This is a genomic window from Microbacterium sp. SCN 69-37 (assembly GCF_001724435.1).
Lineage (GTDB): Bacteria > Actinomycetota > Actinomycetes > Actinomycetales > Microbacteriaceae > Microbacterium > Microbacterium laevaniformans.
In genome coordinates this window covers 48,965-74,730 of record NZ_MEEL01000019.1, presented here as the reverse complement: position 1 = coordinate 74,730, position 25,766 = coordinate 48,965, and the positions used below count along the sequence as shown (strand labels likewise).

Sequence of the window (25,766 nt, the reverse complement as noted above, 5' to 3'; positions counted from 1 at the left end):
ATGGACCGTGCGAGAGGGGCGGAGTGGACGAACTGGGTAACCGCGTGCTGATCGTGGCCTTCGACGGCTGGAATGATGCGGGTGAGGCCGCCTCCGCCGCCGCGGCGCACATCCGCGAGTCCGGCGCGTACCGGGAGGTCTTCGCCGTCGACCCGGAGCTGTACTTCGACTACCAGTACACCCGCCCACAGATCACTCTCGACGCCGACGGCTCGCGCACGCTCACCTGGCCGGACGCCACACTGTGGCGACCGCTCCATCCCGCCGACGGCACACGCCTGTGGGTGCTGTCCGGGGTCGAGCCCGCGCGCGCCTGGCAGTCGTTCGCCGCCGAGCTCGTGGACGCCGCGCTCACGGAGGGCATCACCGGCATCGTCGCGCTGGGCTCGATGATGTCCGACGTTCCGCATACGCGACCGATCTCGGTGTTCGCCGGCAGCGAGAACGACACCCTCCGCGGCGCGCTCGGCCTCGAGAAGCCCACCTACGAGGGCCCGGCGGGCATCCTCAGCGTGCTCACTGCGGCTGCCGAGGCGGCCGGCATCCCGACGGCGGCGCTGTGGGCGAACGTTCCGCATTACGTCGCCGGCCATACCCCGTCACCGAAGGCCACGGTCGCGCTGCTGGACCGCGTCACCGATCTGACGGGCGCGGTCGTGGCGCGCGGGGAGCTCCCCGCTCAGGCACTGGCCTGGGAGGCATCGATCGACGCGGCCGCGGCCGACGACGAGGAGATGACCGAGTACATCCACCAGCTGGAGCAGACGCGCGACACCTGGGACTCGCCCGAGGCGTCCGGCGACGCCATCGCGCAGGAGTTCGAGCGGTACCTGCGCCGGGGCGGCGAGGGTCCCGGCAAACCTGGTCCGCCCGACCCTCGCCGCTCCTGATCAGTACGCCTGCAGGACGCCGAAGCTGAGCAGGATGATCAACAGGATGCCGAGCGCAAGCCGGTAGAGCACGAACGGCAGGAAGCTGCCGCGCTTGAGGTAGCGCATCAGGAACGCGATCACCGCGAGGCCCACGCCGAACGCGACGACCGTGGCGACGCCCGTCTCGAACATGTTGTACACCTGGTCGCCCGGGTCTTTGATGGCCTGCACCAGCTCGTAGAGGCCGCTGCCGAACACGGCCGGCACCGCAAGCAGGAACGCGACCTCCGCCGCGGCCGGACGGGTGTAGCCCAGGGCCAGGCCCATCGTCGTCGTCGCACCGGAGCGCGAGACACCCGGGACGAGGGCGAGCATCTGGGCCAGGCCCAGAGCGAGGCCGTGCCCGTAGGTCAGGTCCTTCTCGGTGCGGGTGCGGCGCCCCAACGCGTCGGCGGCGCCGAGCAGGAGACCGAAGACGATGAGCACGATCGCGACCAGCCAGAGGTTGCGGAACGTGTTGCGGATGGACTCCTGGAACAGGTATCCGGCGATGCCGATCGGGATCGTGCCGATGATGACGATCCACCCCATGCGGGCGTCGGGGTCGTTGCGCGGCACGCGGCCGGTCAGCGACTTCGCCCACTGGGAGATGATCCGCACGATCTTGCCCCAGAAGTAGACGAGCACCGCGAGCTCGGTGCCGATCTGGGTGATGGCGGTGAAGGTCGCGCCGGGGTCTTCGGCGGACGGGAGGAACTCGCCCATGATGCGCAGGTGGGCACTGGAGGAGACGGGGAGGAACTCGGTGAGTCCCTGGACCAGGCCCAGGATGATCGCCTCGAACAGGTGCATGGGGGCCCTTTCAGTACGTGCGGATCAGATCGGTGAGCACGCGCTGCCCGAAGACCAACGCGTCGATGGGGACGCGTTCGTCCACACCGTGGAACATACCGGTGAAATCGAGATCCGTGGGAAGCCGCAGCGGCGCGAACCCGTATCCGGCGATGCCGAGCTCGGCGAGGGCCTTGTTGTCGGTGCCGCCGCCCATCAGGTAGGGCAGCACCGGAACCCCCGGATCGTGCCGCTCGAGCGCCCCGACCATCGCCTCCACGAGCTCTCCATGAAAGGGCACCTCGAGCCCGATGTCGCGATGCGAGATCTCGACCTCGATGTCGTCGCCCACGATGCGCTGGATCTCCGCGAGCACCCGCTCCTCCTGCCCCGGGAGCGTGCGCACGTCGATCGTCGCGACCGCGGCATCCGGGATGACGTTGTGCTTGTACCCCGCGACGAGACCCGTGGGGTTGGTCGTCGTGCGGAAGGTGGAACGCAGGAAACCGGATGCCGCGCCGGTCGCGTCTGCCACGGCATCCGGATCGGCGGGGTCGACGCCGCACAGGGCCGCGAGACCGTCGACGGTCTGGCGCGTGGTGGCGGTGAGCTCGAGCGGCCAGACCGACCGGCCGAGGGCGGCGACGGCCTCGGCCAGCCGCGTCACGGCGTTGTCCGGGTGGAAGCGGCTGCCGTGGCCGGCGGTGCCGCGAGCGCGCAGCCGAAGCCACACGAGGGCCTTCTCCCCCACCTGCAGCAGATAGGCGCGCTGCTCGCCCACCGGGATCGAGTAGCCGCCGACCTCGCTGATGGCCTCCGTGGCGCCGTCGAACCAGTGCGGCCGATCCCGCACGACCAGCTGCGAGCCCTCCACCCCGCCGTTCTCCTCGTCGGCGAAGAACGTGAGGATCAGATCGCGCTCCGACTGCTCCCCCGCTCTCAGGAGCTCGGCGACAGAGGTGAGGATCATCGCGTCCATGTCCTTCATGTCGACGGCACCGCGCCCCCACAGCATTCCGTCCCTGATCACGCCGCCGAACGGGTCGACGCTCCAGTCGTCAGCGACGGCGGGGACCACGTCGAGGTGGCCGTGCAGGACGAGGGCGGGCTTGTCGCGATTGCGTCCCGGCACCCGCACGCTGAGGTTGGTGCGGCGCGGGATGGGCTCGTAGTACTCGGGACGCAGGCCGAGCGCCTCCAGGTAGGCGCCCACGTACTCGGCGGCCTCTCGCTCCCCGTGCGCGCGCCCCTCGCCGAAGTTGGTGGTGTCGAAACGGATCAGGTCACGCGCGACGCGGGCGACCTCGGGGAGTTCGGAGGAGGGCATGCCTCCACGCTAGCGCTCCCGATGCCACGATCCGAGAGCGGAGGACACGTCTCTGGAGACAAAAGAAAAAGGCCCCTGACGGGACCTTTCTCCTTCTGTGCGCGAGGGGGGACTTGAACCCCCACGCCCTATACGGGCACTAGCACCTCAAGCTAGCGCGTCTACCTATTCCGCCACCCGCGCAGGTGGTTTTCGGTTTCGCAACCGAAGATCGACAGTACCAGATTCCGAGCCAGACGCGGAATCGGGGCCGGGCTCATCCCGCCGAGACACCGAAGAGCAGACCGAGCACGTACGTCACCGCCGCCGCCCCGAAACCGATCGCCAGCTGCCGCAGCCCTCGCCGCAGCGGCGGCGCACCCGACAGCAGGCCCACCATCGCTCCCGTGCCCAGCAGCGCCGTCCCGACGAGCACGAGGGCCAGGACGACGGCGGGGAGCCCGCTGAGCCCGAAGATCCAGGGCAGCACCGGGATGATCGCGCCGGACGCGAAGAAGAGGAAGCTCGACCCGGCGGCGCCCAGAGCACTGCCGACCACTTCGTGATCGGCTCCGGCGGCGCGGTGCAAGCGGTACGGCTCACTGCGGTCGGCGGCCTGCGCGGCCTCGACGATCTGGCGCGCACGCTTCTCGGCGTCGCGTTCACCGACACCCCGCGCACGGTAGACCAGAGCGAGCTCGTTGGCATCGAGGTCGAGGTCCGGCAGCACATGGTCGGCGTAGTCACTCGGCTCCGTGGCATCCAGCAGTTCCCGCTGTGAGCGCACCGACACGTACTCCCCCGCCCCCATGGACAGGGCGCCGGCGAGAAGGCCGGCGACGCCGCTGAACAGCACGAACTGCGCCCCCACGCCGGTGGCGCCGATGCCCATCACGAGAGCGAGGTTGGAGACGAGGCCGTCGTTGGCGCCGAACACCGCGGCGCGGAACGTGCCAGACAATCGCCGCCGCCCGCGCGCGGCCAGACCTCGCACGACCTCACGATGGATCTTCTCGTCAGCGACCATGCGTGCCGTCGCGAACGGCTCGCTCTCGTACGGCGAGCGCCCTTCCGCGTTCTGGGCCAGAGCGAGCACGAAGATGGAGCCGAACCGCCGAGCCATCCATCCCAGCAGGAGGGAGCCGAGGCCCGGAGAGGGCAGGCGCGACGGTTCGCCGCCGAGCAGTTCGAGCCAGTGCGCCTCGTGGCGCCCCTCGGCGTCGGCCAGGGCCAGCAGGATCTCGCGCTCCTCGCCTTCCCGGCGCTGCGCGAGGTCGCGGTACACCTGCGCTTCCGCGCGTTCGTCGGCGAGGTAGCGCGCCCAACGGCGGCGGTCACGAGGCGTGGGAACGGGCTGCGCGGTCACGGGAGTTCACGCTAGCCGCGCGTGGTGCCGGGTGACTCCCGATCGCCGGGATTGCCAGCATTTCGGACGTCCGAACCCCGCGCGATCTCGGCCAGGAGTCCGCGCTCGCCGCGGCGCATCACGATCGCGTGCGCGGCAGCGAACGCGGGCCGCAGAACGGGGCTCGCCACCCGCATCCACCGGCGGACGAGGGCCACCTCCCACACCCACGTGAGCCCCGTCCGCGCACCGGCGGCGCCGCCTTCGGGCGTGAGCCGGAGACTCCCCCGACCGGCCAGGTCGCCCGTGCTCGCGGCCGCCAACAGTCGGGGCGGCGTAGCGGCGGTGATCGTGAGCGCGACCCGCAGACGATACCCCCACGGGCTGCGCACCTGCAGCCGCACGACGTCGCCGGGCGTGGGCGGGTGGGGCTGGGGCTCGACGCGGACGGCCGGCCACCACGCGACGACGCCCGTCGTCAGACTCCGCTCGCACAGGCGCCAGCACTCCTCGGCGGACACCGGCACGAGCCAGTGCGAAGTGAAGGCGTACTCCCGCGACATGCGCGCGAGTGTAGCCGTCGCCGAGGCTCGATCAGGAGCGCACGCGCGAGCGCAGCACCTCGATCCGCGCTTGCAGTTGTGCCACCGTCGCTCGCGCGACCTCGGGTCCCCCGCAGATCCGACGGAGTTCCGCGTGGACGGCTCCGTGCGGCTCTCCGCTCTGGCGCGCGTAGAGACCGACGAGGCTGTTGAGCAGCTGACGCTGTTCGCGCAGCGTGCGGTGCAGCGCCGGCGGCAGTGTCGACTCGGCATCCGGTGCCTCGGTGACCGCCGCACCCTCCTTCGCCTCGCGGGCGCGGCGGTGCCGGCTCTGGCGGGACTGGCGCTGCATGAGCAGTTCGTGGACGTGCTCGGGCTCGAGCAGTCCCGGAAGGCCCAGGAACTCCTCCTCCTCGGGCGTTCCCGGCACCGCCAGCTGACCGAACTCCTTGCCGTCGTAGAGCACACGGTCGAAGTGGGCGACCGAACCGAGCGCCTGATAGGAGAACTCCTGCTCGAGGTCGTCGGAGGCCTTGTCCTCTCGTTCCGCCTCGGCGAGCAAGGTGTCTTCGAGCCCGTCGTCGTCGCCGCCCTCGCGGTCGAGGGCGTGGTCGCGCTCACGCTCCATCTCCCCCGCCAGCGTGAGCAGCACCGGCACGTTGGGAAGGAAGACGGATGCCGACTCGCCCCGACGCCGCGCCCGCACGAAGCGGCCGATCGCCTGCGCGAAGAACAGCGGCGTCGACGCGCTCGTGGCATAGACACCGACCGCGAGGCGGGGGACGTCGACGCCTTCGGACACCATGCGCACGGCGACCATCCAACGGGTCGTCGCATTTCCGAACGTCTCGATGCGGCCGGAGGCGGCCTTGTCGTCGGACAGGACGACCGTCGGCGCTTCGCCCGTGATCTCGCGGAGAATCGCCGCGTAGGCGCGTGCCGCCGTCTGATCCGTCGCGATGACCAGGCCCCCGGCATCCGGGACGTCCTGACGCACCTCGGTGAGACGGCGGTCGGCGCTGCGGAGCACGGCGGGGATCCAGTCGCCCTCCGGATCGAGCGCCGTGCGCCAGGCTTGGGCGGTGACGTCCTTCGTGTTGTCCTGCCCGAGATGCGCTTCGAGTTCGTCGCCGGCTTTCGTGCGCCAGCGCATCTTGCCGGCGTAGACGAGGAAGAGCACCGGGCGCACGACCCCGTCGGCGAGCGCGCGCCCGTAGCCGTAGTTGTAATCGGTGCGCGAAAGGCGGATGCCCTTCTCGTTCGGGTGGTACTCGACGAACGGGATCGGTGCCGTGTCGCTGCGAAACGGTGTGCCCGACAGCAGGAGGCGGCGCGTCGCGCGACCGTATGCCTCGCGCAGCGCATCGCCCCAGCTGAGCGCGTCACCGCCGTGGTGCACCTCGTCGAGGATCACGAGCGTGCGCGCGTCCATCGTCAGACGTTGATGCACCGACGCCTTCACGGCGACCTGAGCGTAGGTGACGGCGACGCCGTGGAAGTGACGAGCCGGCGCGCTCTGACGGTTGGTGAACCGCGGGTCGAGTCGGATGCCGACACGAGCTGCCGCATCTGCCCACTGGGTCTTCAGGTGCTCGGTGGGCGCGACCACGACGAGGCGGTCCACCATGCCGCGGCGCAGCAGTTCACTCGCCAGACGCAGCGCGAAGGTCGTCTTGCCGGCGCCCGGGGTCGCGGCGGCGAGGAAGTCGCGTGGGCCGGAACCCACGCCGTCTGGTCCGTCGGCGGAGAAGTACGCCTCGAGCGCTTCGGCCTGCCACGCGCGGAGATTCTGCGCCGTTCCCCAGGGGGCGCGCTGCGGGAAGGCGGGCGAAAGGTGTTCGGCGGCGAAGCTGCCGAAGTGCTCCTGTCCTCGCTCGTCCGTCCCATCCACGACTGACCACCCTAAACGACGCCTCCCCCACGGCGGCTCTCGGTGGGAAGGCCGCTCCCCGGTAGCCTCGAAGAAGACCACGAGTCAGGAGAGCCATGCGCAGGAACGAAGCAACCCCCGACGAGCACCGTTCGCCTTACATTCCCAACGAGAGTGCGCACCCCTGGCGTCGCATGGTGTCGATCGGCGACTCCTTCACCGAAGGCATCGGCGATCCCATCCCCGGCACCGCCGACGGTCACCGCGGATGGGCCGACCGCGTCGCCGAGGTGCTCGCCGCCCAGGTCGACGACTTCGCCTACGCCAACCTCGCGGTCCGCGGAAAGCTGATCACGCAGATCATGGCCGACCAGGTGGAGCCCGCCCTCGCCCTGAACCCCGACCTCATCACGTTCTCCGCCGGCGGGAACGACGTGCTGCGTCCCAACGGCGATCCCGACGCCGTGGCGCAGCAGTTCGAGGACGCGGTCGCGCGCCTGAGCTCCCAGGGGGCGACGCTTCTCGTCTTCACCGGTGTGGACACCGAGTTCACGCCGGTGTTCCGCGGCATCCGCGGGCGCGTCGCCATCTACAACGAGAATATCCGGGCGATCGCCGACCGCTACGACTGCATCGTGGCTGACCAGTGGGCGCTGAAGGAGGTGCAGGACATGCGATTCTTCGACGACGATCGCCTGCACTACAACGCGCTCGGCCATCACGAGATCGCCCGCATGGTGCTGCGTGCGCTCAACGTGCCGAACGATCTGCAGCCGATGCAGCCCGACCCCCTGCCGCAGCTCACCTGGCGCGAGGCGCGCACCAACGACCTCGTCTGGGCGCGCACGCACTTCGTTCCCTGGGTGCTGCGTCGCCTTCGCCATCAGTCCTCGGGCGACAACATCACCGCGAAGCGCCCCGAGCCGCTGCCGGTCACCGTCGAGGCTCCGGCCCGCGACCGCACCGCGGGCCCCGGTCGGCAGGCTTAGCGCAGGGCCCAGAGCGCCACGGCCGCGGCCGCCGCGACGTTGAGGGAGTCGACGCCGCCGGTCATCGGGATCGTGACGACCGTGTCGGCCGCGGCCAGTGCGCGCCGCGAGAGCCCGTCGCCTTCGGCGCCCATGAGCAGCGCGACCTGCGGCGGACGAGCGGCGGCGAACGCGTCGAGGGCGACCGCATCGTCGGCGAGCGCGAGGGCGGCCAGGTGGAGCCCGGCATCGTGCAGCAGGTCGCGGCCCGCGCTCCAGCCCCCGTCCGCCTCGTCGGGCAGACGGGTCCACGGCACCTGGAACACCGTCCCCATGCTGACGCGAACGCTCCGACGGTAGAGCGGGTCGGCGCAGCGCTGCGTGACCAGCACGGCGTCGGCGCCGAGCCCGGCGGCGGCGCGGAACGCCGCGCCGACATTGGTGTGGTCGACGATGTCCTCCAGGACGAGAACCAGGCGCGCACCGGCGACGACCTCCTCGACGGGCGGCAGAGACGGCCGGTGCATCGCCGCGAGTGCTCCGCGGTGCACGGCGTAGCCGGTGAGTCGCTCGGCCACGTCGTCGTCGACCAGGTAGACGGGGGCGTCACCGGCGAGGTGCGCCGTATCGTCCAGCCACTTCTGCTGCACCAGCAGGGATCGTGGCCGGTGGCCCGCGGCGACGGCGCGGGCGATCACCTTCGACGACTCGGCGATGTACAGACCGCCCGCGGGCTCCAGCACACGCCGCAGGGCGACGTCGGTCAGGTCGCGGTAGTCCGCGAGACGGTCATCGGTCGGATCGTCGATGCGCACGACAGGCATCCGTCCATGCTGTCACGCCGCGCGCGGGTGCAGCGGGCCACGGCGTAACCTCCGCGAAAAGCGGGGCGCGTAGTCTCGAGGTGGGATCGATGGAGGGAGGACGCCATGTCGACGCTGCTGGATCACTCGCACGAGGCCGTACCGCACCTCGATCCGGAGACCGCGGATGCCGTCGAACGCGCTGTGGATGCCCTCTCGGGTCGGCGCATCGCGGTGCTCACCGGCGCGGGTGTGTCGACGGACTCCGGCATTCCCGACTACCGCGGCAAGGGCGCTCCCACACGCACCCCGATGACGGCGCAGCAGTTCCTCTCCAGTGCGTCCTCTCGCCGACGGTACTGGGTCGGCAGCCACCTGGGATGGCGCGCTTTCGCCGCCGCGCAGCCGAACGACGGCCATCTCGCCCTCGCCGAGCTGGAGAGCCGCGGTATCGCGAGCGGGGTCATCACCCAGAACGTGGACGGCCTGCACGTGCGCGCGGGCAGCCGCCGTGTCGTCGAACTGCACGGCACGATGCGCCGCGTGCTCTGCACGCACTGCGGGCAGGTGTTCGATCGCCGCGACCTGGCGGCGCGCGTCGAGGCGGACAACCCCTGGATCACGGTGCCGGATGCCGTCGAGCTCGGCCCCGACGGCGACGTCCTCCCCTCCTCGAGCGACGGCTTAGTCGTGCCGGATTGCAGCGTGTGCCACGGGATGCTCAAGCCCGACGTCGTCTTCTTCGGCGAGTACATCCCCGTCGCCAAGTTCACCGAGGCCGAGCAGCTGGTACAGACCAGCGAGGCCCTCGTCATCGCCGGCTCGTCTCTCGTCGTCAACTCCGGCATCCGACTGCTCGAGCGCGCCCGACGTCGCAAGCTCCCGGTCGTGATCGTCAACCGCGGCCAGACCCGCGGCGATGCGCGGGCGACGGTCAAGATCGACGCGGGCACGACCGAGGTGCTGCGCGCGTTCGCCCGCGCGCTGCCGGCGGCGCGCTGAACCCACGCCGACCTCGCCTAGGCTCGAAGCGTGACGACCCTCATCCTCGTGCGCCACGGCGAGACCGACTGGAACGCGACGAGACGCATCCAGGGCTCCACCGACATCCCCCTCAACGACACCGGCCGCGCTCAGGCGCGAGAGGTCGCCGAGCGACTTCAGCAGGAGCTCTCGGCGGTCGGGCCCGTGGTCGTCGCCTCGAGCGACCTGTCGCGCGCCGTCGAGACCGCTCGGATCATCGCCGCCACTCTGGCAGTGCCGGCGCCGCGAACCTACCGGCAGCTGCGCGAACGTTCGTACGGCATCGCCGAGGGCGCGAGCGTCGAGGAGTTCCGCGACCGGTGGGGATCGTGGGCCGAGGCAGAGGTGCCGGAGGCGGAGACCTGGCCGCAGGTGCGCCGCCGCGCGCTCGCGGGTCTCCAGCGCGCCGTCCGGGACGCCCGCCGCGACGCCGCACCGCAGGCGCCCACCGTGGTCGTCGTCTCCCACGGCGCCCTCATCCGCGAGGTCATCCGGCACGCGTCTGCCGGTGCGTTCCCGCTCGAGGGCGAGCGTCTGGCCAACGCGTCCACGCATCGCTTCCTCGTGGAGCGCGACCGTCTCAGCGTGCAGTCCTACGCCGCGATCCCGATGACCTGACCTGCGCGCGATCGCTCCGTGGATGCCGCGGCATCACATTCCGCGGGCGAGGAGGGTGCGGGCGTGACGCAGCACCGGTTCGTCGATCATCCGACCACGGAACGCGAAGGCGCCACGCTCGCCGACGGCGGCATCCAGCACGTCGCGGGCCCAGGTGAGCGTATCGGGGTCGGGCCGGTAGGCGGCCCGGATCGTCGGGACCTGCGCCGGATGAATGCACGCGGTGGCCCGAAAGCCGCTCGCGGCGGCATCCCGCGCCTCCTTCGCCAGCCCCTTCTCGTCGGCGATGTCGAGGTGCACCGCGTCGATCGCCGCGATACCCGCCGCTCCCGCCGCCAGCAGAAGACGCGAACGGGCGGCACGTGCGACATCGCGGTAGCGCCCCTTCGGCGTGCGACTGGATGTCCCTCCGAGCGAAGCGACGAGGTCCTCCGCGCCCCACATGAGGGCGACGACGTTGTCCTGAGCGGCGATCTTCTCGGCCGCGACGATGCCGCGAGCGGTCTCGCACAGCGCGATGACGTCGAACCGCGGGTCGATGCGGGAGATCGCCGTCGCCGATTCCGCCTTGGCGACCATCACGCGGCGGTAATCGGTCTGCGAGAGCGAGGCGAGGTCGGAGACGATCTCGGCGGACCCGAGGGCATTCACTCGGACGATGACGCGCTCGGGGTCGAGCTGTGAGTCGATCAGCGCGACCCTCGCCGCCACCTTGTCGGCGGGTGCGACAGCGTCTTCGAGGTCGAGGATGACGCCATCGGCGCGATCGAGGGCCTTCTCGAAGCGTTCCGGACGATCAGCCGGGCAGAACAGCAGAGCGGGTCCGAGGGTGAAGTCGGCGGTCATGCGTTCACGCTACCGGGCCGGTCGCGCGCCCGATCCGAGGCTGGTCAGTCCGAGGGCACGAGCGATCAGGAGGAGCTGCACCTCGGTGGTCCCCTCGCCGATCTCGAGGATCTTCGCATCGCGGTAGTGGCGCGCGACGGGGTACTCGTTCATGAAGCCGTTGCCACCGAAGATCTGCGTCGCATCCCTCGCGTTGTCCATCGCCGCCTCGCCCGCCGTGAGCTTGGCCAGTGCGGCGGCGGTGCCGAACGCACGCCCCGCGTCGCGCAGGCGCGCCGCGTGGAGCCAGGCCAGCCGCGACACGTGCACGCGCTGCTGCATCCGTGCCAGCAGGAACTGGATCGACTGGCGTGAGCCCAGCGGCTCGGCGAACACGATGCGACTGCCGGCGTAGTCCAGGGCCGCCTCCAGACAGCCCTCCGCCGCACCGGTGGCCAGAGCGGCGATCGCGATGCGGCCCTCGTCGAGGATGCTGAGGAAGTTGGCGAAGCCGCGGCCGCGCTCGCCGAGCAGGTTCTCGGCCGGGACACGGGCGCCCGAGAAGCTCAGCGGATGGGTGTCGGACGCGTGCCACCCCACCTTGTCGTACGCCGGGCCCACCGTGAAGCCGGGGGTTCCGGAGGGCACGATGATCGTGGAGATCTCTTTCCGAGCGCCGCTGTCGCCGGTCACCGCCGTGACGGTGACGAAGCGCGTGATGGCCGTGCCGGAGTTCGTGATGAACTGCTTGGCTCCATCGATGACCCACTCGCCGGCCTCGAGACGAGCGGTGGTGCGGGTCGCGCCGGCATCCGATCCCGCTTCGGGTTCGGTGAGACCGAATCCGGCGAGCGCACGCCCGGCCAGCAGGTCGGGAAGAAGTGCGCCCCGCTGCGCGTCGGTGCCGAAGCGGAACACGGGCATCGCGCCGAGGCTGACCGCCGCCTCGAGCGTGATCGCGATCGACTGGTCGACGCGGGCCAGCGCCTCGATCGCGAGTCCGAGCGCGACGCCGTCGCCGCCCTGCCCGCCGACGTCTTCGGGGAAGGGGATCCCGAACAGCCCCATCTCCCCCATCTCGGCGACGATGTCCAGCGGCAGGGTCTTGGTGCGGTCGGCTTCGTAGGCCTGCGGGGCGACCCGCTCGTCGGCGAAGGCGCGGATCATGGCGGCCAACTCCCGCTCTTCGTCGCTCAATCCGTAGTCGTGGGGGTCGAGGATCGCCATGCCATCTCCTTCGATGTCGCGGTCGCGTAACGGCTCACGCGCGCGCGTGGCGCACGGACGAGCGGTGGGTTAGTGTTCATTAACCCATTGGTCCAGGTTATCGAGGATTAACTGGAATGACAACGCACTCCCGGGCATCGCGCACCACGCGCGAGCGCGCCAAGGCGGAGCGTGCGGACGCACTCGTGGAGGCGGCAGCACGCCTGTTCGCCCAGCACGGGTTCGACGGGGTGAGCCTCGAAGAGCTCGGATCTGCCGTCGGCGTCAGCGGGCCCGCCGTCTACCGTCACTTCGACAGCAAACGCGCGCTCCTCGGCGCCATCCTCCTGCGAGCCAGCTCCGATCTGCTCGCCGGCGGCCGGCACGTGACGGCGGCAGGGCACGACGCCCAGCGCTCCCTCCGTGAGCTCGTCGATTTCCACGTCGACTTCGCGGTGCGAAGCGCCGATGTCATCCGCGTGCAGGACCGTGACCTCACCCGATTGAGCGATGAGGATCGCCGCACCGTCCGCCGACTGCAGCGCGAGTACATGGAACTGTGGGTCGACGTGCTCCGCGCCGTGCACCCGGACCGCGGCGACACCGACCTGCGCGTCCGGGCCCACGCGGGGTTCGGGCTGATCAACTCCACCCCCTACGTCGTGCGCACACGTCGGGAGGTGGCGGTGGATGCCGAGACGGACGCACTCCTGCGTCAAATCCTCTCCGAGATGGCTTACGCAGCACTCGCCACACCCTGAACCGCGCGGCACCGCTCACACGAACAGCAGCGCACGCCCCGGCTCGCGCAGGATGTCGCCGACCGCCGTCAGGAACCGCGCCGCCTGCTCGCCGTCGACGAGCCGGTGGTCGAACGACAGGCTCAGCGTCATCACGTCACGCAGAACGATGTCACCCTCGTGCTCCCAGGGCCGACGGCGCACCGACCCCAGACCGAGGATGCCGGCCTCGCCGGGATTGAGGATGGGCGTGCCCGCGTCGATCCCGAAGACGCCGAAGTTGGTGATGGAGAAGGTCCCGCCGCTGAGGGCGGCCGGACTCGTGCGTCCCGCACGGGCCGTCTCCGCCACACGGCCGATCTCGTCGGCGAGATCGATCAGACTGAGCCTGTCGGCGTCGGCGACGTGCGGGACGACGAGGCCGCGCTCCGTGGCGGCGGCGATGCCGAGGTTGACGTAGTGGTACTGCACGATCTCACCGGCCTCCTCGTCCCACGCGGCGTTCAACGTCGGCTCGGCACGCAGCGCCAGACACACGGCCTTCGCTGCCACCGCCATGATGCCGACACGGTGGCCGTCCAGTCGCCGGTCGGCGCGCAGGCGCGCGACGAAGCGCGTCGCCTCCGTGACATCGACCTCCAGGAACGTCGTGACATGCGGGGCGGTGAAGGCACTGCGCACCATCGCGGCCGCCGTGTGCTTGCGGACGCCGCGGATCGGTAGCCGCGTCTCCCGGTCTCCAGCCGCCTGACCGGCACCCGCGAGCGGCACCCGCTGCGCATCAGCCGAGGACGCGCCCGGTGCGGTCGGGGCGCGGCCGGCGAGGAAATGGTCGACGTCTTCGCGTCGGATGATCCCTGTGACCCCGGATGCCTCGATGAGCGCGAGGTCGACGCCGCGCTCACGTGCATAGGCGCGCACCGGCGGAGTCGAGCGCGGACGCTCATCACGCACGTCGTCCCTCAGCGGCGTCACCACGTCATGCGGGGCATCGTGCAGAACCTGTGCGGCGACCGTTTGGGTGACCTGGAGCTCGTCAGGGCGCGCGCCCGCGCGGGCGCGGCGCTGCGGGCGTCCCGCCGCGCGCGGCGCAGCGCCGTAGCCGACGAGGTTCGGCAGCGGGGAATCGGGCTCCGCTCGCCCGGCCCCCGCGGACCCCGGCTCGGACGCGCCACCGGGTGGCGAGGCAGGAGCCTCGACCTCGAACGCGATCAGGGGAGAGCCCACCTCCACGACATCCCCGGCAGCCGCGTGCAGCGCGCTCACGGTGCCGGCGAAGGGCGAGGGCAGCTCGACGATCGCCTTGGCGGTCTCGACTTCGGCGATGGGCTGATTCAGACGCACGTCATCACCCTGGGCGACGAGCCACTGCACGATCTCCGCTTCGGGCAGACCCTCGCCGAGATCGGGAAGGAGGAACTCCGCGATCATCGCTCCACCCCCGCCGTCGGCGTGAGGCTGTTCGGCCGGTCGAGAACGCGATCGACGGCGTCGAGGATCCGGTCGAGATCGGGCAGGTGGTGCTTCTCGAGCTTGGCCGGCGGATACGGGATGTCGTGTCCCGTGACGCGCAGCGGAGGCGCTTCGAGATAGTGGAAGCACTGCTCGGTGATACTGGCGATGACCTCGGCGCCCACGCCGGCCTCACCACCGGCCTCATGCGTGACCACCACGCGACCCGTCTTGCGGACGGATGCCGCGATGGTGCGGTAGTCGACGGGTGAGAGCGAGCGCAGGTCGATGACCTCGATCGAGATGCCGTCGTCTTCGGCGGCGATCGCGGCATCCAGCGCTGTCGCCACCTGCGCGCCGTAGGCGAGCAGCGTGACGTCGGAGCCTTCGCGCTCGACGCGCGCGAGACCCATCGGAGCGGCATCGGCCACATCGCCGTCAAGGTCGATCTCGCCCTTGGTGTGATACAGCCGTTTGGGCTCGAAGAAGACCACGGGGTCATCGCTGGCGATCGCCTGCTGAAGCATGGTGTAGGCATCCTGCGGGTTCGAGACGGCCACCACCCGCAGCCCCGCCGTGTGCACGAAGTACGCCTCGGGCGACTCGGAGTGGTGCTCGACAGCGCCGACGCCTCCTGCCCAGGGGATGCGGATGGTCAGCGGCATGCGGACGCGCCCGCGAGTGCGGTAGTGCAGCTTGGCCACCTGACAGACGATCTGGTCGAAGGCCGGGTACACGAACCCGTCGAACTGGATCTCCACGACGGGGCGGAACCCCCGCATCGCGAGCCCGACGGCCGTGCCCACGATGCCGGATTCGGCGAGAGGGGTGTCGATGACGCGGGTGGGACCGAACTCGTCGAGGAGGCCGTCGGTGATGCGGAACACTCCGCCGAGGCGGCCGATGTCCTCGCCCATCACGATGACGCGCTCGTCGAGGGCCATCGCCCGATGCAGGCTCGCGGTGAGCGCCGCACCCATGCTCATCTGGGTCATCGCACACCCTCCGCGTCGGCCGCGAACGAGTCCAGATAGGCCGAGAAGCGTGCCCGCTGATGCTCCAGGCCGGTATGCGCTTCGGCGTACACGTCATCGAACACCTCGATCGCCGGGCGCGTGCGCGCCGCGAGCACCGCCTCACGCATCTGGGCGGCGAGCCCGTCGGCCTCCCGACCGATCACGGCGATCGTGTCGTCGTCGAGGTCGCCGCCGGCGCGCAGGAACGCCTCCAGGCGCGTCAGCGGGTCACGCGCCCGCCACGCCTCGAGTTCGTCGCGGTCCCGGTAGCGTGTCGGGTCGTCCGAGGTGGTGTGGGGGCCCATGCGATACGTCACCGCTTCGAGGAACACGGGCCCCTCCCCGCGACGCGCGTGGTCCAGCGCCCACCGCATCGCCGCCGTGCACGCCAACACGTCGTTGCCGTCCACCCGCATGCTGGGGATGCCGAACCCGGGGGCGCGACCGGCGATCGGGAAGCGCGACTGGACCGTGACCGGTTCGGAGATCGCCCACTGGTTGTTGGAGCAGACGAAGACGACAGGGGCGGTGAACGACGAGGCGAACACCATCGCCTCGTTGACATCGCCCTGGCTGGACGCCCCGTCGCCGAAGTAGGCCACCGCCACCTGATCCCCGCCGCCGCGCTGGATGCCCATCGCATATCCGACGGCATGGAGCGTCTGGGCACCGATGATGATCTGGGGAGGTGCGAGGTGGAGCTCGAAGGGGTCGTAGGTGGAGTGCACCTCTCCGCGCCAGGCGAGGACGAGATCGGCGGGTACGCCGCCCCGCAAGAGGGCGAGGCTCAACTCGCGGTAGCTCGGAAAGAGGAAGTCGTCGGCACGGCAGGCGCGCCCCGTCCCGACCGCGATCGCCTCCTGCCCCTGGGCGGGCGCCCACAGTCCGAGATGACCCTGGCGCTGGAGGGCGACCCCCTCGGCATCCATCCGACGCGCGATCGCCATGTCGCGATACAGGCCCCGCAGCGCGGCGCCGTCCAGGTCCTCGACCCAGGGATCCAGCCGCGGGTCGGCGATCCGGCGCCCGTCGGGGCTCAGCAGTCGCGCCGTGTCGTCGAGCGCGGTCATCGCTTCGTCTGTCGTCAGGGTGTACATCGTCGTCATCCCTCTCTGGCTCAGCCGCTGTCTTGTGGACCGCGGCGGCCGCCCGGGCCGGCCTCGTCGCCGGTTGCGTGGAAGATTACGTCGGACTGGCACCTAGCTCAAGCATCCTCACTTGCACTGAGCATGTTGCCCATAACGCACCGACATCTCCTGGTACAGTTGGGCAGTATGGGCCCTCTTGATCGCGTCGACCTCGACCTGTTGAACGCGCTCGCCGACGATCACCGTGCCACCGTCGTCGCGCTCGCCGAGCGGCTCGGCCTGTCCCGCAACACCGTGCAGGCCCGACTGGCGCGACTGGAACGCGGTGGCGTCTTCCAGTCGTTCGAACGCGCCATCCCCCCGCTCGCGCTGGGCCTTCCGATCGAGGCGATGCTGAGCGTGACCGTCCGCCAGGCGGAACTGCCCCGCATCACCCAGGCGATCGCGACCATCCCCGAAGTCGTGCAGGCCTACGGCATGAGCGGACAGGTCGACCTGCTGGTGCGCGTCGCCGCCCGCGACACCCAGCACCTGTTCGACGTCGACGCGCGGATCCTCGCGATCGACGGGGTCGAACGCACCGAGACGTCGCTGGTCATGGGCGAAGTCATCGGATATCGGATCCGACCGCTCCTGGAGTCGGCACGGGAGGACGCGATTCGCTGACCGCGCCGGGGAGGGGCTCGGGCGCCGGCGGCAGCATGGCGTCCGCCGGAAGGGCCGCGAGCGGCGCCGCCCCGGCATCCATCCGCACGAGCACGACGCCGGCGAGCAGCACGGCACCGCCGACGATCTGCACCGCCGAGGGGGCCTCACCGAGCAGGAGCCAGGCGAAGCCGAGCGCGAAGAGCACCTCGCTGAGGCCGATGAACGAGGCCAGTCGCGCACCCACCCGCGGCACCGCCATCACCCCGAAGGCGTAGCCGAGAGTCGTCCCGACGGCTCCGACCCACCCCAGGGCGAGGAGGCCGGGGACGTCGATCCCGCGGAACGTGAGCGTCACTGCCGGGGCGGACAGCGGCATGACTCCGAAAACCGCGAGCAGGAGCATGAGGCAGGCCCCCACCATGAGCCCGCCCGCGGCGAGGGCGAGGGGAGGCAGGTCGTCTCCGGTGCGCTCGCTCATCACGAAGTAGACGCAGACGCAGAGCGCCGCGCCGAGCGCGAGCACCGTGCCGAGCAGGTCGAAGCGGGCACCCGTGACATCGACGACGAGCACGAGTCCCACGATCGCGACGACGGACCCGGTCATTACGAGGCGCGAGGGCGCTCGCCGGGTGCGCACCCAGACGAAGCCGACCAGCATGACCGGAGCGAGGTACTGGATCAGCAGCGCCACGGCGACGGGCATCCGCTGCATGGCGGAGAAGAAGAGCAGCTGACAGCCCAGCACCGGGACGAGTCCGAACGCGACGAGCGACAGCGCATGGCGGCGGAGGAACCCGCGCTCGCGCCGTGCTGCGCGCACCAGCGCGGGCGAGAGGATGAGCGCGGCGAGCCCCATCCGCACGACGAGCGCCGCCGAGAGCGACCACCCCGCCTCGAGCAGCGGCTTGACGAGCGGACCGCTCGAGGAGAAGGCGAGGGCCGAGACGACGGCCATGACGATACCCGTCGTGCGGGCTGATGAAGCGGTGCGGGACACCGGCGGTCCTCGGGTTCGAGTGCGGGCTGTCATGACTGAACAGCGAATACACTGGTGACACTAGCGCTCGCCGAGGTCAGGAGTCAACGTGGTCTTCATCCATGACACCGAGATGTCTCTGCGTGCCGCCGCAGCCCTGGTCAACACGCTGCCCGAGACCGACACATCGGGGCGGGATCGGCTGGAGACACACGCCGACCTCGACGCCTATCTCGCCACCTTCTCGTACACCGGCGCGTTCCGCCGGGATGCCGACGAGCTCGCCGCCGTCCGCGCGATCCGCCCGCGGCTGCGAGCGCTCTGGAGTGTGGACCGCAACAACGCCGTTCCGTTGGTCAACGCCATGCTCCGCGACGGTCATGCTCTCCCACAGCTGGTCATCCACGACCACTTCGACTGGCACATTCACGCCACCGAACCCGACGCCCCCTTGGCGATGCGCATACTGTCCGAGTCCGCCATGGCGTTCGTGGACGTGATCCGCTCCGACGCGTGGGACCGGGTGCGGTTGTGCGCGGCCGACGACTGCGAGTCTGTCTACGTCGACTTCTCGAAGAACGGCTCGAAGCTCTACTGCGACACCGGAAACTGCGGCAACCGCATGAACGTCAACGCGTACCGTCGCCGGAAGGCGCGAGAAAGCGCCTGATGGCATCCGCGGCCACCTGCGGGGTCTCGTAGTGCATGAGGTGACCGACGGAGGGGATCTCGACCAGCTCGGCGTCGGGGAACATCCCGCGCAGCCGCCGCTCGGCCTCGATCGGCGTGATGTCGTCCTTCTCCGCGGCGATCAGCAGCGTGGGCTGCGCGATCGCGGGTGCGAAGCGGCGGATGTCGTTCGAGACGGAGGTGACGAATCCTTCGTACAGCACGTCGCGATCGTGGAAGAGGGAGAAGTAGGTGTCGTGCTGGTCGTGGATGAAGCGGCGCAGTAGCGGGTCACGGGTCTTGGCCATCGACACGCTCATGACGCGGACGATCATGCGGTTTCGCAGCAGCGCGTCGCCGAGACGCTGCGGCAGCCTCGCGCCGAGGCGGTAGTAGAGCACCGCGAGTCGCGTGAGGACGCCGCGCGGGCCCTCCAGCGCCGGCGCGCCGATCGGGTTGACGAGGATCACGCGCGGCGTGTGCAGTCCGGCGGCCGTAGCCGCGGCGACGACGATCGACCCGAAGGAGTGCCCCAGCACGACGGCTCCCGGCGCCACGGCATCCACGAAGGAGCGCAGCCACTGAGCGTACGCCTCGAGCGTGTGCTCGACCCCCGGAAGGGGCGGTGTCTGACCGAAGCCCGGCAGATCGGGAGAGATGACCCGGATGCCGTCGAGGAAAGCGACGACCGGTTCCAGTCCGTGATGGTCGCCGCGATACCCGTGCACCGCGATCAGCGTGATCGGCGCACCCGCATCTCCATACACCCAGTAGGCCGTGCGCGTCCCGGAGATCTCGACCTCCTCGCGCCGCACGGCGATGGCGGCCAGGCGGTCGGCGTAGGGAGAGGCGACGGTCACTCCAGAAGTCTAAAAGGCCGCTCCGGCCGTCATCGACGCGCGAGCCCGCGCGCCTGCGCGGCGATGTCGGAGCCCACGCATAGCGTCGGGGGCATGGATACGTGGCAGACGCTCCCCCTCTGGAAGGAGGAACCGGCTACGACGATGCCCGGCACGCCACCGCCCGCGCACGGGTGGACGGATGCCGTGGGGGTCTTCGACCTGGAGACGACCGGCGTCGACGTCACCTCCGACCGTATCGTCACCGCTCACGTCGGCCTCCTCGATGCGAGCGGAACGGCCGTGCGGGCGCAGTCCTGGCTCGCCGATCCCGGTGTCGCGATCCCGGAGGGGGCCACCGCCGTCCACGGCATCACGACGGCGCACGCCCGCGCGCACGGCTCCCCCGCGTCCGTCGTGATCGCGGCGGTCGTCGCCGCACTGCGCGATCTGCTGGACGCCGGCATCCCGGTCGTGGCGTACAACGCGCCGTTCGACTTCTCACTGCTCAAGTACGAGGCGCTGCGGCACGGCATCCCACCCATCCTGGAGCCGTCGCCGGTGATCGATCCGCTCGTGCTCGACAAAGCGCACGACCGCTTCCGCCGGGGAAAGCGCACCCTCGAGGCCGTCGCGGCGCACTACGCCGTGCCGCTCGTCGACGCCCACGATGCGGCCGCCGACGCCATTGCGGCAGGCCGCGTCGCGCAGGCACTGGCACGACGATTCGACATCGACGCCCCGCTCCACGAGCTGCACACCCGTCAGGTCGGCTGGGCGCGTGCGCAGGCCGACAGCCTCACGGAGTACTTCATCCGCATCGGTCGACTCGACCCGGACGATCGCCTCGACGGCAGCTGGCCCATCCGCTGACACTCGACCGGCGACGCCCGGTGCGTTCGACCGCCCACACGACGAAAGCCCCGCCGAAGCGGGGCTTTCGCGGGGTTCGGGTTACTTGCTCGAACCGCCGAAGTTCTTGAAGCGCTGGTTGAACTTCTCGACGCGACCGGCCGAGTCCATGATGCGCTGCTTGCCCGTGTAGAACGGGTGCGAGGCGGAGGAGATTTCGACGTCGATGACCGGGTAGGTCTCGCCGTCGAGCTCGATCGTCTTGTCGCTCGTGACCGTCGAACGGGTCAGGAAGGTCTCGCCGGAGCCGAGGTCGCGGAACACGACCGCCTTGTACTCGGGGTGGATGTCAGTCTTCATGGGGTTCCTAACGTGGTGCCCTGGATTTTGCCAGGGCGAGGGAAGTCTGTGATGCGGGCGCGGGCGCGCATGCACCAAGGATCCATCATACCAGCCCGAGATCGCCCCGATGAACCGGATCCTCAGTCGCCGTGCGTGGCCCGCGCGGCGTAGCGCCCGGCGTCGGCGGTCAGGGCGATCGGCATGCCGAACGTCGCCGAGAGGTTCTCCGCGGTGAGCGTCTCCTGGAGCGGTCCCGCGGCCACGACAGCGCCGTCGCGAAGGAGCAGGACGTGGGTGAATCCGACGGGGATCTCCTCGACGTGATGGGTCACCATCACCATGGCCGGCGTCGTCGGCGCCTGCGCGTAGCCGCTGAGCAGCTCGAGAAGCTCTTCGCGCGCGCCGAGGTCGAGGCTCGCCGTCGGCTCATCGAGCAGCAACAGCTCCGGATCGGTCATCACCGCGCGGGCGATCTGCACCCGCTTCTGCTCGCCGTCGGACAGAGTCCCGAAGGTGCGTTCGGCGAGGTGGTCCAGCTTCCACTCGGCCAGCACGCGGCGTGCGCGACGCTCGTCGATCGTCTCGTAGGTCTCGTTCCAGCGCCCCAGCACGGAGAACGCAGCGGTCAGGACGACGTCGAGCACCGTCTCCTCCGGCGGCACCCGGCGTGCCATCGCCGACGATGCGAACCCGATGCGCGGCCGCAGATCGAACACGTCGGTGCGACCGAGGCGCTCGTCGAGGATCGTGACCTCACCCGATGTCGGATGGATCAGCGTCGCCGCCAGCTGCAGGATGGTCGTCTTGCCGGCGCCATTGGGTCCGAGGACCACCCAGCGCTCATCGTCGGCGACGTGCCAGTCGATGCGATCGATGATGTTGCGAGCATTGCGGCGGACGACGACATCGACGAACTCGAGCACCTGAGGCATGCCCCCAGCCTATCGGGGGCGTTCGAGCCGTCCCGGCGGCACGCGCCGGATCTTCGCTCAGTCCGCCCGCTCGGCGACCTCGCGATAGAGCGCCTCCGTGGCGTCCGCGATCGCCTGCCAGCTGAAGGCCGTGGCGGCGCGCTCGCGGCCGGCTTCACCGTACGCGCGCGCACGCTCGGGATCGGACACCACGTCGGTGAGCACGGCCGCAAGATCAGCCACGAAGCGGTCGGGATCGACGGGCGTTCCCGTGCCGTCCTGTACCTGTTCGATCGGCACGAGGCGCCCGGTGACGCCGTCGACGACGACCTCGGGGATGCCGCCGGTCGCGGTGCCCACCACGGCGGCGCCGCACGCCATGGCCTCGAGGTTCACGATGCCGAGCGGCTCGTACACGCTCGGGCACACGAACGTGGTGGCCGACGTCAGGATCGCGCAGAGCTGGTCGCGCTGCAGGAACTCGTCGATCCACACGACGCCGTCCCGGCGCGCCTGGAGGTCACGCACGAGACCTTCGACCTCGGCCATGATCTGCGGCGTGTCGGGGGCGCCGGCACAGAGGACGATCTGCACCTCGGCAGGAAGCTCGGCGGCGGCTCGGAGGAAGTAGGGAAGACCCTTCTGCCGCGTGATGCGGCCGACGAACACGACGGATGGGCGGTTCGGGTCGATGCCGTACCGCTCGAGAAGCGCGTGATCCTCTCGCGGATGCCACGCCTCGACGTCGATGCCGTTGTAGATCACACGCACCTTCGCGGGATCGAGGGAGGGATAGCTGCGCAGGATGTCGCGGCGCATCCCGTCGCTGACCGCGATCACGGCCGCGGCGTTCTCGTATGCCGTCTTCTCGATGTAGCTCGACACGGCGTAGCCACCGCCGAGCTGCTCGGCCTTCCACGGGCGCAGCGGCTCGAGCGAGTGCGCCGTCACGACGTGTGGGATTCCGTGCAGCAGAGAGGCGAGGTGTCCCGCGAAGTTCGCGTACCACGTGTGGGAGTGCACCACATCCGCGCCCGCGACACCGCCGACGATCTCCAGATCCGTGCCGAGCGTCTGGACCGCGGGGTTGGCAGCGACCAGCTCCGCCGGTACACCGTAGGACGTCGTGTCGGTCTCGTCGCGGTCGCCGCCGAACGCGCGCACCTGCACCTCGATGCTCCGCCGCAGCGCCGAGACGAGTTCGGTGACGTGGACACCCGCACCGCCGTAGATCTCGGGCGGGTACTCCTTGGTGACGATGTCGACGCGCATGTCACGAACGCTAGTACACGGTCGAACGGGGGCCTAGTGTGGTGACATGCCTGCAGCGCCGAAGGTCTTCGGAATCATCCTCGCCGGCGGCGAGGGAAAGCGCCTCATGCCTCTGACGGAGGACAGAGCCAAACCCGCGGTGCCCTTCGGCGGCCAGTACCGGCTGATCGACTTCGCGATCTCGAACCTCATCAACTCCGGGCTCCGCCAGATCGTCGTGCTGACGCAGTACAAGTCGCACAGCCTCGACCGGCACGTGTCCCAGACCTGGCGGATGTCCGCTCTACTGAACTCCTACGTGGCGTCGGTGCCCGCGCAGCAGCGTCTCGGCAAGCGCTGGTTCTCGGGCTCGGCAGACGCCATCCTGCAGTCGCTGAATCTCATCCACGACGAGAAGCCCGACATCGTGGTGGTGATCGGCGCCGACCACGTGTACCGCATGGACTTCGAGCAGATGCTGGCCGCGCACATCGAGTCGGGCGCCAAGGCGACGGTCGCCGGCATCCGCCAGCCCATCGGGCTCGCCAATCAGTTCGGGGTCATCGACCTCGACCCCAGCGACAACGTGACGATCCGCGAGTTCCTCGAAAAGCCCCAGAACCCGACCGGACTGGCCGATGCGCCGCACGAGGTCCTGGCATCGATGGGCAACTACATCTTCGACGCCGACGCCCTCATCGCGGCCGTGGAGGCGGACGGCGAGCTGCCGGGCTCGAACCACGACATGGGCGGCGACATCATCCCCTACTTCGTGGGGCGCGGCGAGGCGGCGGTCTACGACTTCAAGCGCAATGACGTACCGGGCTCGACCGATCGCGACCGCGACTACTGGCGGGATGTGGGCACGATCGACTCGTTCTTCGACGCGCACATGGATCTCATCTCGACGCTGCCGATCTTCAACCTCTACAACGTCGACTGGCCGATCCACTCTCAGTCGGTGAACTCGCCACCCGCGAAGTTCGTCCGCGACGGCGTCGGACGCATGGGCAACGCGATCGACTCCATCGTGTCACTGGGCTCGGTGCTGTCGGGAACCCACCTGGAGCGCTCGGTGGTCGGGCCGTGGACGTTGTCGGGCGGGGGGTCGACGATCACCGACTCCGTGCTCTTCGACCACGTCCAGGTCGGCGCCGGCGCGCGGGTGCATCGCGCGATCCTCGACAAGAACGTCGTCCTGGAGCCGGGGGCGACGGTCGGCGTCGATCGCGCCTTCGATCTCGCGCGCGGCTTCACCGTGACCGACAGCGGCATCACGGTGGTGGGAAAGAACGCCTACGTCGCACGCTGACGGCCGATAGGTTGGACGGGTGCCTGACGCCCGCTTCCTCGTCGTGTTCGACGCCGACTCCACTCTGCTGCGCAACGAAGTCATCGAGCTCATCGCCGACGAGGCCGGCCGTGGCCCCGAAGTCGCGGCGGCCACCGAGGCGGCGATGCGCGGTGAAGTGGATTTCGCGACGAGTCTGCGCTCGCGCGTGGCCGAGCTGCGCGGCGTCCCGCTGAGCGCCTTCGACCGCGTGCGGGCGCGCGTAGAGCCCACCCCGGGAGCGGCCGAGCTCGTCGCCGCCATTCACGACCGCGGCGGGCGGGCCGCCGTCGTATCCGGCGGATTCCACGAGATCCTCGACGTCGTCGCCCCAACGCTCGGGATCGATCAGTGGCGCGCGAACCGGCTTGCGGTCCAGAGCGGCGTGCTGTCCGGTCTCGTCGAGGGCGAGATCGTGGATGCCGCCGGCAAAGCGGCAGCACTGCGCGAGTGGGCCGCGGCATCCGGCGTTCCCCTCGACCGCACGATCGCGGTGGGCGACGGGGCGAACGACCTGCAGATGATGGCCGTCGCCGGGCTCGGTGTCGCGTTCAACGCCAAGCCCGCGGTGCGACGGCAGGCCGACCTCGTCGTGGGACCCGTCGACCTGCGCGAACTCATACCGCTGCTTCCCTGACCCGGCGCGAGCGCGTCCGCTGGCACCCCTGCCGCGATGTCGGTGGCACGGCGTACCGTCAGCGCATGGACGTCATCATGATTCCCGGCCTCTGGCTCGATGCATCGTCGTGGGACGATGTGCTTCCCCCGTTGCGAGCGGCAGGATTGCGCCCACGCCCCTTGACGATGCCCGGCCTGGGTGCCCCCGGCGACGAGAGCGCCGATATCGGCATCGCCGACTGGGTTGCTGCGGCTGTCGCCGCGATCGACGAGTCCGCCGGCCCGGTTGCGGTCGTCGGCCACAGCGGGGGCGGCAACGTCGCATGGGGTGCAGCGGATGCCCGCCCGGAACGCGTCACCCGCGTCGTCCTGGTCGATACCGCGGTGCCGCACGACGGGGGCATGATCTCGGAGTTCGACGTCGTCGACGGCGTCGTGCCGTTCCCCGGCTGGGACTTCTTCGACGAGGACGACGTGGCTGATCTCGACGCGCAGACGCGGGCGCGCACCGCACCGCTGACCCGCTCGGTGCCGGCTCGGGTCCCCACCGACGCGATCGCGCTGCACGACGAACGTCGCTACGAGCTTCCCGTCACCGTGCTCTCCGGATCACTGGGCGAAGAGGAGTTCCGCGGCTTCCTCGCACAGTGGGGCCGGTACGCCGACGAGTTCGCCGCCATCGATGACAGCGAGATCATCCGGCTCGGCAGCGGTCATTGGCCCCAGTTCTCCCAGCCGCAGCGGCTCGGCGAGGCCATCGCCGCCGCCATCACGCGAACACCCACCGTGTCCTCCCCGCGGTGAGCGCAGCCGCGCGTCGAAGCA

The 25,766-nt window shown here is 70.2% G+C and carries 27 protein-coding genes and 1 tRNA gene; 11 read left to right on the top strand and 17 right to left on the bottom strand.

Going from position 1 to position 25,766, the window contains the following annotated elements:
• Positions 1 to 23 precede the first annotated feature (23 nt).
• Positions 24 to 890 (top strand): PAC2 family protein, encoded by an 867-nt coding sequence (locus ABS64_RS04010; protein WP_288120469.1) that lies wholly within the window; start codon positions 24 to 26, stop codon positions 888 to 890.
• On the opposite strand, the gene ABS64_RS04005 is transcribed toward ABS64_RS04010, so the two are convergent.
• The 6 genes from ABS64_RS04005 to ABS64_RS03980 all read right to left on the bottom strand — a co-directional run bounded on the left by ABS64_RS04005 (position 891) and on the right by ABS64_RS03980 (position 6,787).
• On the bottom strand, positions 891 to 1,724 hold the full coding sequence (locus ABS64_RS04005; protein ID WP_036287774.1) for an undecaprenyl-diphosphate phosphatase: 834 nt from the start codon (positions 1,722 to 1,724) through the stop codon (positions 891 to 893).
• A gap of 10 nt (positions 1,725 to 1,734) precedes the next feature.
• Positions 1,735 to 3,030: a M20/M25/M40 family metallo-hydrolase gene (locus ABS64_RS04000; protein WP_288120465.1), complete on the bottom strand. Its 1,296-nt coding sequence runs from the start codon at positions 3,028 to 3,030 to the stop codon at positions 1,735 to 1,737.
• Positions 3,031 to 3,128: 98 nt separating this feature from the next.
• A tRNA-Leu gene (locus ABS64_RS03995) sits at positions 3,129 to 3,213 on the bottom strand.
• A gap of 73 nt (positions 3,214 to 3,286) precedes the next feature.
• Positions 3,287 to 4,375 (bottom strand): VIT1/CCC1 family protein, encoded by a 1,089-nt coding sequence (locus ABS64_RS03990; RefSeq protein WP_288120463.1) that lies wholly within the window; start codon positions 4,373 to 4,375, stop codon positions 3,287 to 3,289.
• Between the two features lie 11 nt (positions 4,376 to 4,386).
• Positions 4,387 to 4,917, bottom strand: a complete 531-nt coding sequence (locus ABS64_RS03985; protein ID WP_036289305.1) for a hypothetical protein — start codon at positions 4,915 to 4,917, stop codon at positions 4,387 to 4,389.
• Between the two features lie 31 nt (positions 4,918 to 4,948).
• Positions 4,949 to 6,787 (bottom strand): DEAD/DEAH box helicase, encoded by a 1,839-nt coding sequence (locus tag ABS64_RS03980; RefSeq protein ID WP_292681073.1) that lies wholly within the window; start codon positions 6,785 to 6,787, stop codon positions 4,949 to 4,951.
• 95 nt (positions 6,788 to 6,882) lie between these two features.
• Between ABS64_RS03980 and ABS64_RS03975 the strand changes: the two genes are divergently transcribed.
• Positions 6,883 to 7,755 carry an SGNH/GDSL hydrolase family protein gene (locus ABS64_RS03975; protein ID WP_292681071.1) on the top strand — a complete coding sequence of 291 codons (873 nt, stop codon included), beginning with the start codon at positions 6,883 to 6,885 and terminating at the stop codon, positions 7,753 to 7,755.
• Here ABS64_RS03975 and ABS64_RS03970 read toward each other — a convergent pair.
• Entirely contained in the window at positions 7,752 to 8,558 is an 807-nt protein-coding gene (locus ABS64_RS03970; protein WP_292681068.1) for an RNA methyltransferase, read from the bottom strand. The genes ABS64_RS03975 and ABS64_RS03970 overlap by 4 nt on opposite strands.
• A gap of 105 nt (positions 8,559 to 8,663) precedes the next feature.
• Here ABS64_RS03970 and ABS64_RS03965 point away from each other — a divergent pair, with 105 nt between their 5' ends.
• The gene (locus ABS64_RS03965) at positions 8,664 to 9,539 is read left to right on the top strand and encodes a Sir2 family NAD-dependent protein deacetylase (RefSeq protein WP_292681066.1); all 876 of its coding nucleotides are present in this window, start codon (positions 8,664 to 8,666) and stop codon (positions 9,537 to 9,539) included.
• 30 nt (positions 9,540 to 9,569) lie between these two features.
• A complete protein-coding gene (locus ABS64_RS03960) occupies positions 9,570 to 10,178 on the top strand; it encodes a histidine phosphatase family protein (protein ID WP_061681515.1) in 609 nt (202 codons plus the stop codon).
• Positions 10,179 to 10,211: 33 nt separating this feature from the next.
• On the opposite strand, the gene ABS64_RS03955 is transcribed toward ABS64_RS03960, so the two are convergent.
• Both ABS64_RS03955 and ABS64_RS03950 read right to left on the bottom strand, forming a co-directional pair.
• Positions 10,212 to 11,024: a CoA ester lyase gene (locus tag ABS64_RS03955; protein ID WP_036289289.1), complete on the bottom strand. Its 813-nt coding sequence runs from the start codon at positions 11,022 to 11,024 to the stop codon at positions 10,212 to 10,214.
• A gap of 9 nt (positions 11,025 to 11,033) precedes the next feature.
• Positions 11,034 to 12,230, bottom strand: coding sequence for an acyl-CoA dehydrogenase family protein (locus tag ABS64_RS03950; protein WP_292681058.1), 1,197 nt, complete (start codon positions 12,228 to 12,230; stop codon positions 11,034 to 11,036).
• A 116-nt stretch (positions 12,231 to 12,346) separates the two neighbouring features.
• Between ABS64_RS03950 and ABS64_RS03945 the strand changes: the two genes are divergently transcribed.
• A complete protein-coding gene (locus ABS64_RS03945; protein WP_292681055.1) occupies positions 12,347 to 12,970 on the top strand; it encodes a TetR/AcrR family transcriptional regulator in 624 nt (207 codons plus the stop codon).
• Positions 12,971 to 12,985: 15 nt separating this feature from the next.
• On the opposite strand, the gene ABS64_RS03940 is transcribed toward ABS64_RS03945, so the two are convergent.
• From ABS64_RS03940 to ABS64_RS03930, 3 genes are read right to left on the bottom strand one after another with little or no spacing between them, the layout of a single operon-like run.
• Positions 12,986 to 14,380: a dihydrolipoamide acetyltransferase family protein gene (locus tag ABS64_RS03940; protein WP_292681052.1), complete on the bottom strand. Its 1,395-nt coding sequence runs from the start codon at positions 14,378 to 14,380 to the stop codon at positions 12,986 to 12,988.
• Positions 14,377 to 15,396: an alpha-ketoacid dehydrogenase subunit beta gene (locus ABS64_RS03935; RefSeq protein ID WP_292681049.1), complete on the bottom strand. Its 1,020-nt coding sequence runs from the start codon at positions 15,394 to 15,396 to the stop codon at positions 14,377 to 14,379. Before ABS64_RS03935 ends, ABS64_RS03940 begins: the two co-directional genes overlap by 4 nt.
• Positions 15,393 to 16,523, bottom strand: coding sequence for a thiamine pyrophosphate-dependent dehydrogenase E1 component subunit alpha (locus ABS64_RS03930; RefSeq protein WP_043340164.1), 1,131 nt, complete (start codon positions 16,521 to 16,523; stop codon positions 15,393 to 15,395). The genes ABS64_RS03935 and ABS64_RS03930 overlap by 4 nt, the downstream gene beginning before the upstream one ends.
• Positions 16,524 to 16,691: 168 nt before the next feature.
• On the opposite strand from ABS64_RS03930, the gene ABS64_RS03925 reads away from it, so the two are divergent.
• Positions 16,692 to 17,171 (top strand): Lrp/AsnC family transcriptional regulator, encoded by a 480-nt coding sequence (locus tag ABS64_RS03925; protein ID WP_005049322.1) that lies wholly within the window; start codon positions 16,692 to 16,694, stop codon positions 17,169 to 17,171.
• Here ABS64_RS03925 and ABS64_RS03920 read toward each other — a convergent pair.
• Positions 17,113 to 18,108, bottom strand: coding sequence for a DMT family transporter (locus tag ABS64_RS03920; RefSeq protein WP_292681042.1), 996 nt, complete (start codon positions 18,106 to 18,108; stop codon positions 17,113 to 17,115). The genes ABS64_RS03925 and ABS64_RS03920 overlap by 59 nt on opposite strands.
• Before the next feature lie 130 nt (positions 18,109 to 18,238).
• Here ABS64_RS03920 and ABS64_RS03915 point away from each other — a divergent pair, with 130 nt between their 5' ends.
• Complete coding sequence (locus tag ABS64_RS03915; protein ID WP_005049319.1) at positions 18,239 to 18,799, top strand: CGNR zinc finger domain-containing protein; 561 nt, start codon at positions 18,239 to 18,241, stop codon at positions 18,797 to 18,799.
• On the opposite strand, the gene ABS64_RS03910 is transcribed toward ABS64_RS03915, so the two are convergent.
• Positions 18,759 to 19,658 (bottom strand): alpha/beta hydrolase, encoded by a 900-nt coding sequence (locus ABS64_RS03910; protein WP_292681039.1) that lies wholly within the window; start codon positions 19,656 to 19,658, stop codon positions 18,759 to 18,761. The two genes, ABS64_RS03915 and ABS64_RS03910, sit on opposite strands and share 41 nt — an antisense overlap.
• 63 nt (positions 19,659 to 19,721) lie before the next feature.
• Here ABS64_RS03910 and ABS64_RS03905 point away from each other — a divergent pair, with 63 nt between their 5' ends.
• Entirely contained in the window at positions 19,722 to 20,510 is a 789-nt protein-coding gene (locus ABS64_RS03905) for an exonuclease domain-containing protein (protein WP_016465309.1), read from the top strand.
• Positions 20,511 to 20,591: 81 nt separating this feature from the next.
• On the opposite strand, the gene ABS64_RS03900 is transcribed toward ABS64_RS03905, so the two are convergent.
• The 3 genes from ABS64_RS03900 to glgA form a co-directional block, all read right to left on the bottom strand.
• The gene (locus tag ABS64_RS03900) at positions 20,592 to 20,849 is read right to left on the bottom strand and encodes a type B 50S ribosomal protein L31 (RefSeq protein ID WP_005049315.1); all 258 of its coding nucleotides are present in this window, start codon (positions 20,847 to 20,849) and stop codon (positions 20,592 to 20,594) included.
• 122 nt (positions 20,850 to 20,971) lie between these two features.
• Positions 20,972 to 21,763 carry an ABC transporter ATP-binding protein gene (locus ABS64_RS03895; RefSeq protein WP_005049313.1) on the bottom strand — a complete coding sequence of 264 codons (792 nt, stop codon included), beginning with the start codon at positions 21,761 to 21,763 and terminating at the stop codon, positions 20,972 to 20,974.
• A gap of 57 nt (positions 21,764 to 21,820) precedes the next feature.
• Positions 21,821 to 23,014: a glycogen synthase gene (gene glgA / locus ABS64_RS03890; protein WP_292681031.1), complete on the bottom strand. Its 1,194-nt coding sequence runs from the start codon at positions 23,012 to 23,014 to the stop codon at positions 21,821 to 21,823.
• 46 nt (positions 23,015 to 23,060) lie between these two features.
• On the opposite strand from glgA, the gene glgC reads away from it, so the two are divergent.
• The 3 genes from glgC (at position 23,061) to ABS64_RS03875 (ending at position 25,745) form a co-directional block, all read left to right on the top strand.
• Positions 23,061 to 24,305, top strand: coding sequence for a glucose-1-phosphate adenylyltransferase (glgC, locus tag ABS64_RS03885; RefSeq protein ID WP_005049311.1), 1,245 nt, complete (start codon positions 23,061 to 23,063; stop codon positions 24,303 to 24,305).
• A 19-nt stretch (positions 24,306 to 24,324) separates the two neighbouring features.
• Positions 24,325 to 24,960, top strand: a complete 636-nt coding sequence (gene serB / locus ABS64_RS03880; protein WP_288120440.1) for a phosphoserine phosphatase SerB — start codon at positions 24,325 to 24,327, stop codon at positions 24,958 to 24,960.
• A gap of 65 nt (positions 24,961 to 25,025) precedes the next feature.
• The gene (locus ABS64_RS03875; RefSeq protein ID WP_288120438.1) at positions 25,026 to 25,745 is read left to right on the top strand and encodes an alpha/beta hydrolase; all 720 of its coding nucleotides are present in this window, start codon (positions 25,026 to 25,028) and stop codon (positions 25,743 to 25,745) included.
• The last annotated feature ends 21 nt before the right edge of the window (positions 25,746 to 25,766 follow it).

Excerpts from the sequence above, each read along its gene's own strand:
- ABS64_RS03950 (WP_292681058.1), bottom strand. The coding sequence starts at position 12,230 with ATGGCGATCCTCGACCCCCACGACTACGGATTGAGCGACGAAGAGCGG.
- ABS64_RS03895 (WP_005049313.1), bottom strand. The coding sequence starts at position 21,763 with ATGCCTCAGGTGCTCGAGTTCGTCGATGTCGTCGTCCGCCGCAATGCT.
- ABS64_RS03945 (WP_292681055.1), top strand. The coding sequence starts at position 12,347 with ATGACAACGCACTCCCGGGCATCGCGCACCACGCGCGAGCGCGCCAAG.
- ABS64_RS03965 (WP_292681066.1), top strand. The coding sequence starts at position 8,664 with ATGTCGACGCTGCTGGATCACTCGCACGAGGCCGTACCGCACCTCGAT.
- ABS64_RS03920 (WP_292681042.1), bottom strand. The coding sequence starts at position 18,108 with ATGGCCGTCGTCTCGGCCCTCGCCTTCTCCTCGAGCGGTCCGCTCGTC.
- ABS64_RS03875 (WP_288120438.1), top strand. The coding sequence starts at position 25,026 with ATGGACGTCATCATGATTCCCGGCCTCTGGCTCGATGCATCGTCGTGG.
- ABS64_RS03900 (WP_005049315.1), bottom strand. The coding sequence starts at position 20,849 with ATGAAGACTGACATCCACCCCGAGTACAAGGCGGTCGTGTTCCGCGAC.
- ABS64_RS03985 (WP_036289305.1), bottom strand. The coding sequence starts at position 4,917 with ATGTCGCGGGAGTACGCCTTCACTTCGCACTGGCTCGTGCCGGTGTCC.
- ABS64_RS03930 (WP_043340164.1), bottom strand. The coding sequence starts at position 16,523 with ATGACGACGATGTACACCCTGACGACAGACGAAGCGATGACCGCGCTC.
- ABS64_RS03970 (WP_292681068.1), bottom strand. The coding sequence starts at position 8,558 with ATGCCTGTCGTGCGCATCGACGATCCGACCGATGACCGTCTCGCGGAC.
- ABS64_RS03975 (WP_292681071.1), top strand. The coding sequence starts at position 6,883 with ATGCGCAGGAACGAAGCAACCCCCGACGAGCACCGTTCGCCTTACATT.
- ABS64_RS03905 (WP_016465309.1), top strand. The coding sequence starts at position 19,722 with ATGTCGGAGCCCACGCATAGCGTCGGGGGCATGGATACGTGGCAGACG.
- ABS64_RS03935 (WP_292681049.1), bottom strand. The coding sequence starts at position 15,396 with ATGACCCAGATGAGCATGGGTGCGGCGCTCACCGCGAGCCTGCATCGG.
- glgC (WP_005049311.1), top strand. The coding sequence starts at position 23,061 with ATGCCTGCAGCGCCGAAGGTCTTCGGAATCATCCTCGCCGGCGGCGAG.
- glgA (WP_292681031.1), bottom strand. The coding sequence starts at position 23,014 with ATGCGCGTCGACATCGTCACCAAGGAGTACCCGCCCGAGATCTACGGC.
- ABS64_RS03940 (WP_292681052.1), bottom strand. The coding sequence starts at position 14,380 with ATGATCGCGGAGTTCCTCCTTCCCGATCTCGGCGAGGGTCTGCCCGAA.
- ABS64_RS04005 (WP_036287774.1), bottom strand. The coding sequence starts at position 1,724 with ATGCACCTGTTCGAGGCGATCATCCTGGGCCTGGTCCAGGGACTCACC.
- ABS64_RS04000 (WP_288120465.1), bottom strand. The coding sequence starts at position 3,030 with ATGCCCTCCTCCGAACTCCCCGAGGTCGCCCGCGTCGCGCGTGACCTG.
- ABS64_RS03955 (WP_036289289.1), bottom strand. The coding sequence starts at position 11,024 with ATGACCGCCGACTTCACCCTCGGACCCGCTCTGCTGTTCTGCCCGGCT.
- ABS64_RS03925 (WP_005049322.1), top strand. The coding sequence starts at position 16,692 with ATGGGCCCTCTTGATCGCGTCGACCTCGACCTGTTGAACGCGCTCGCC.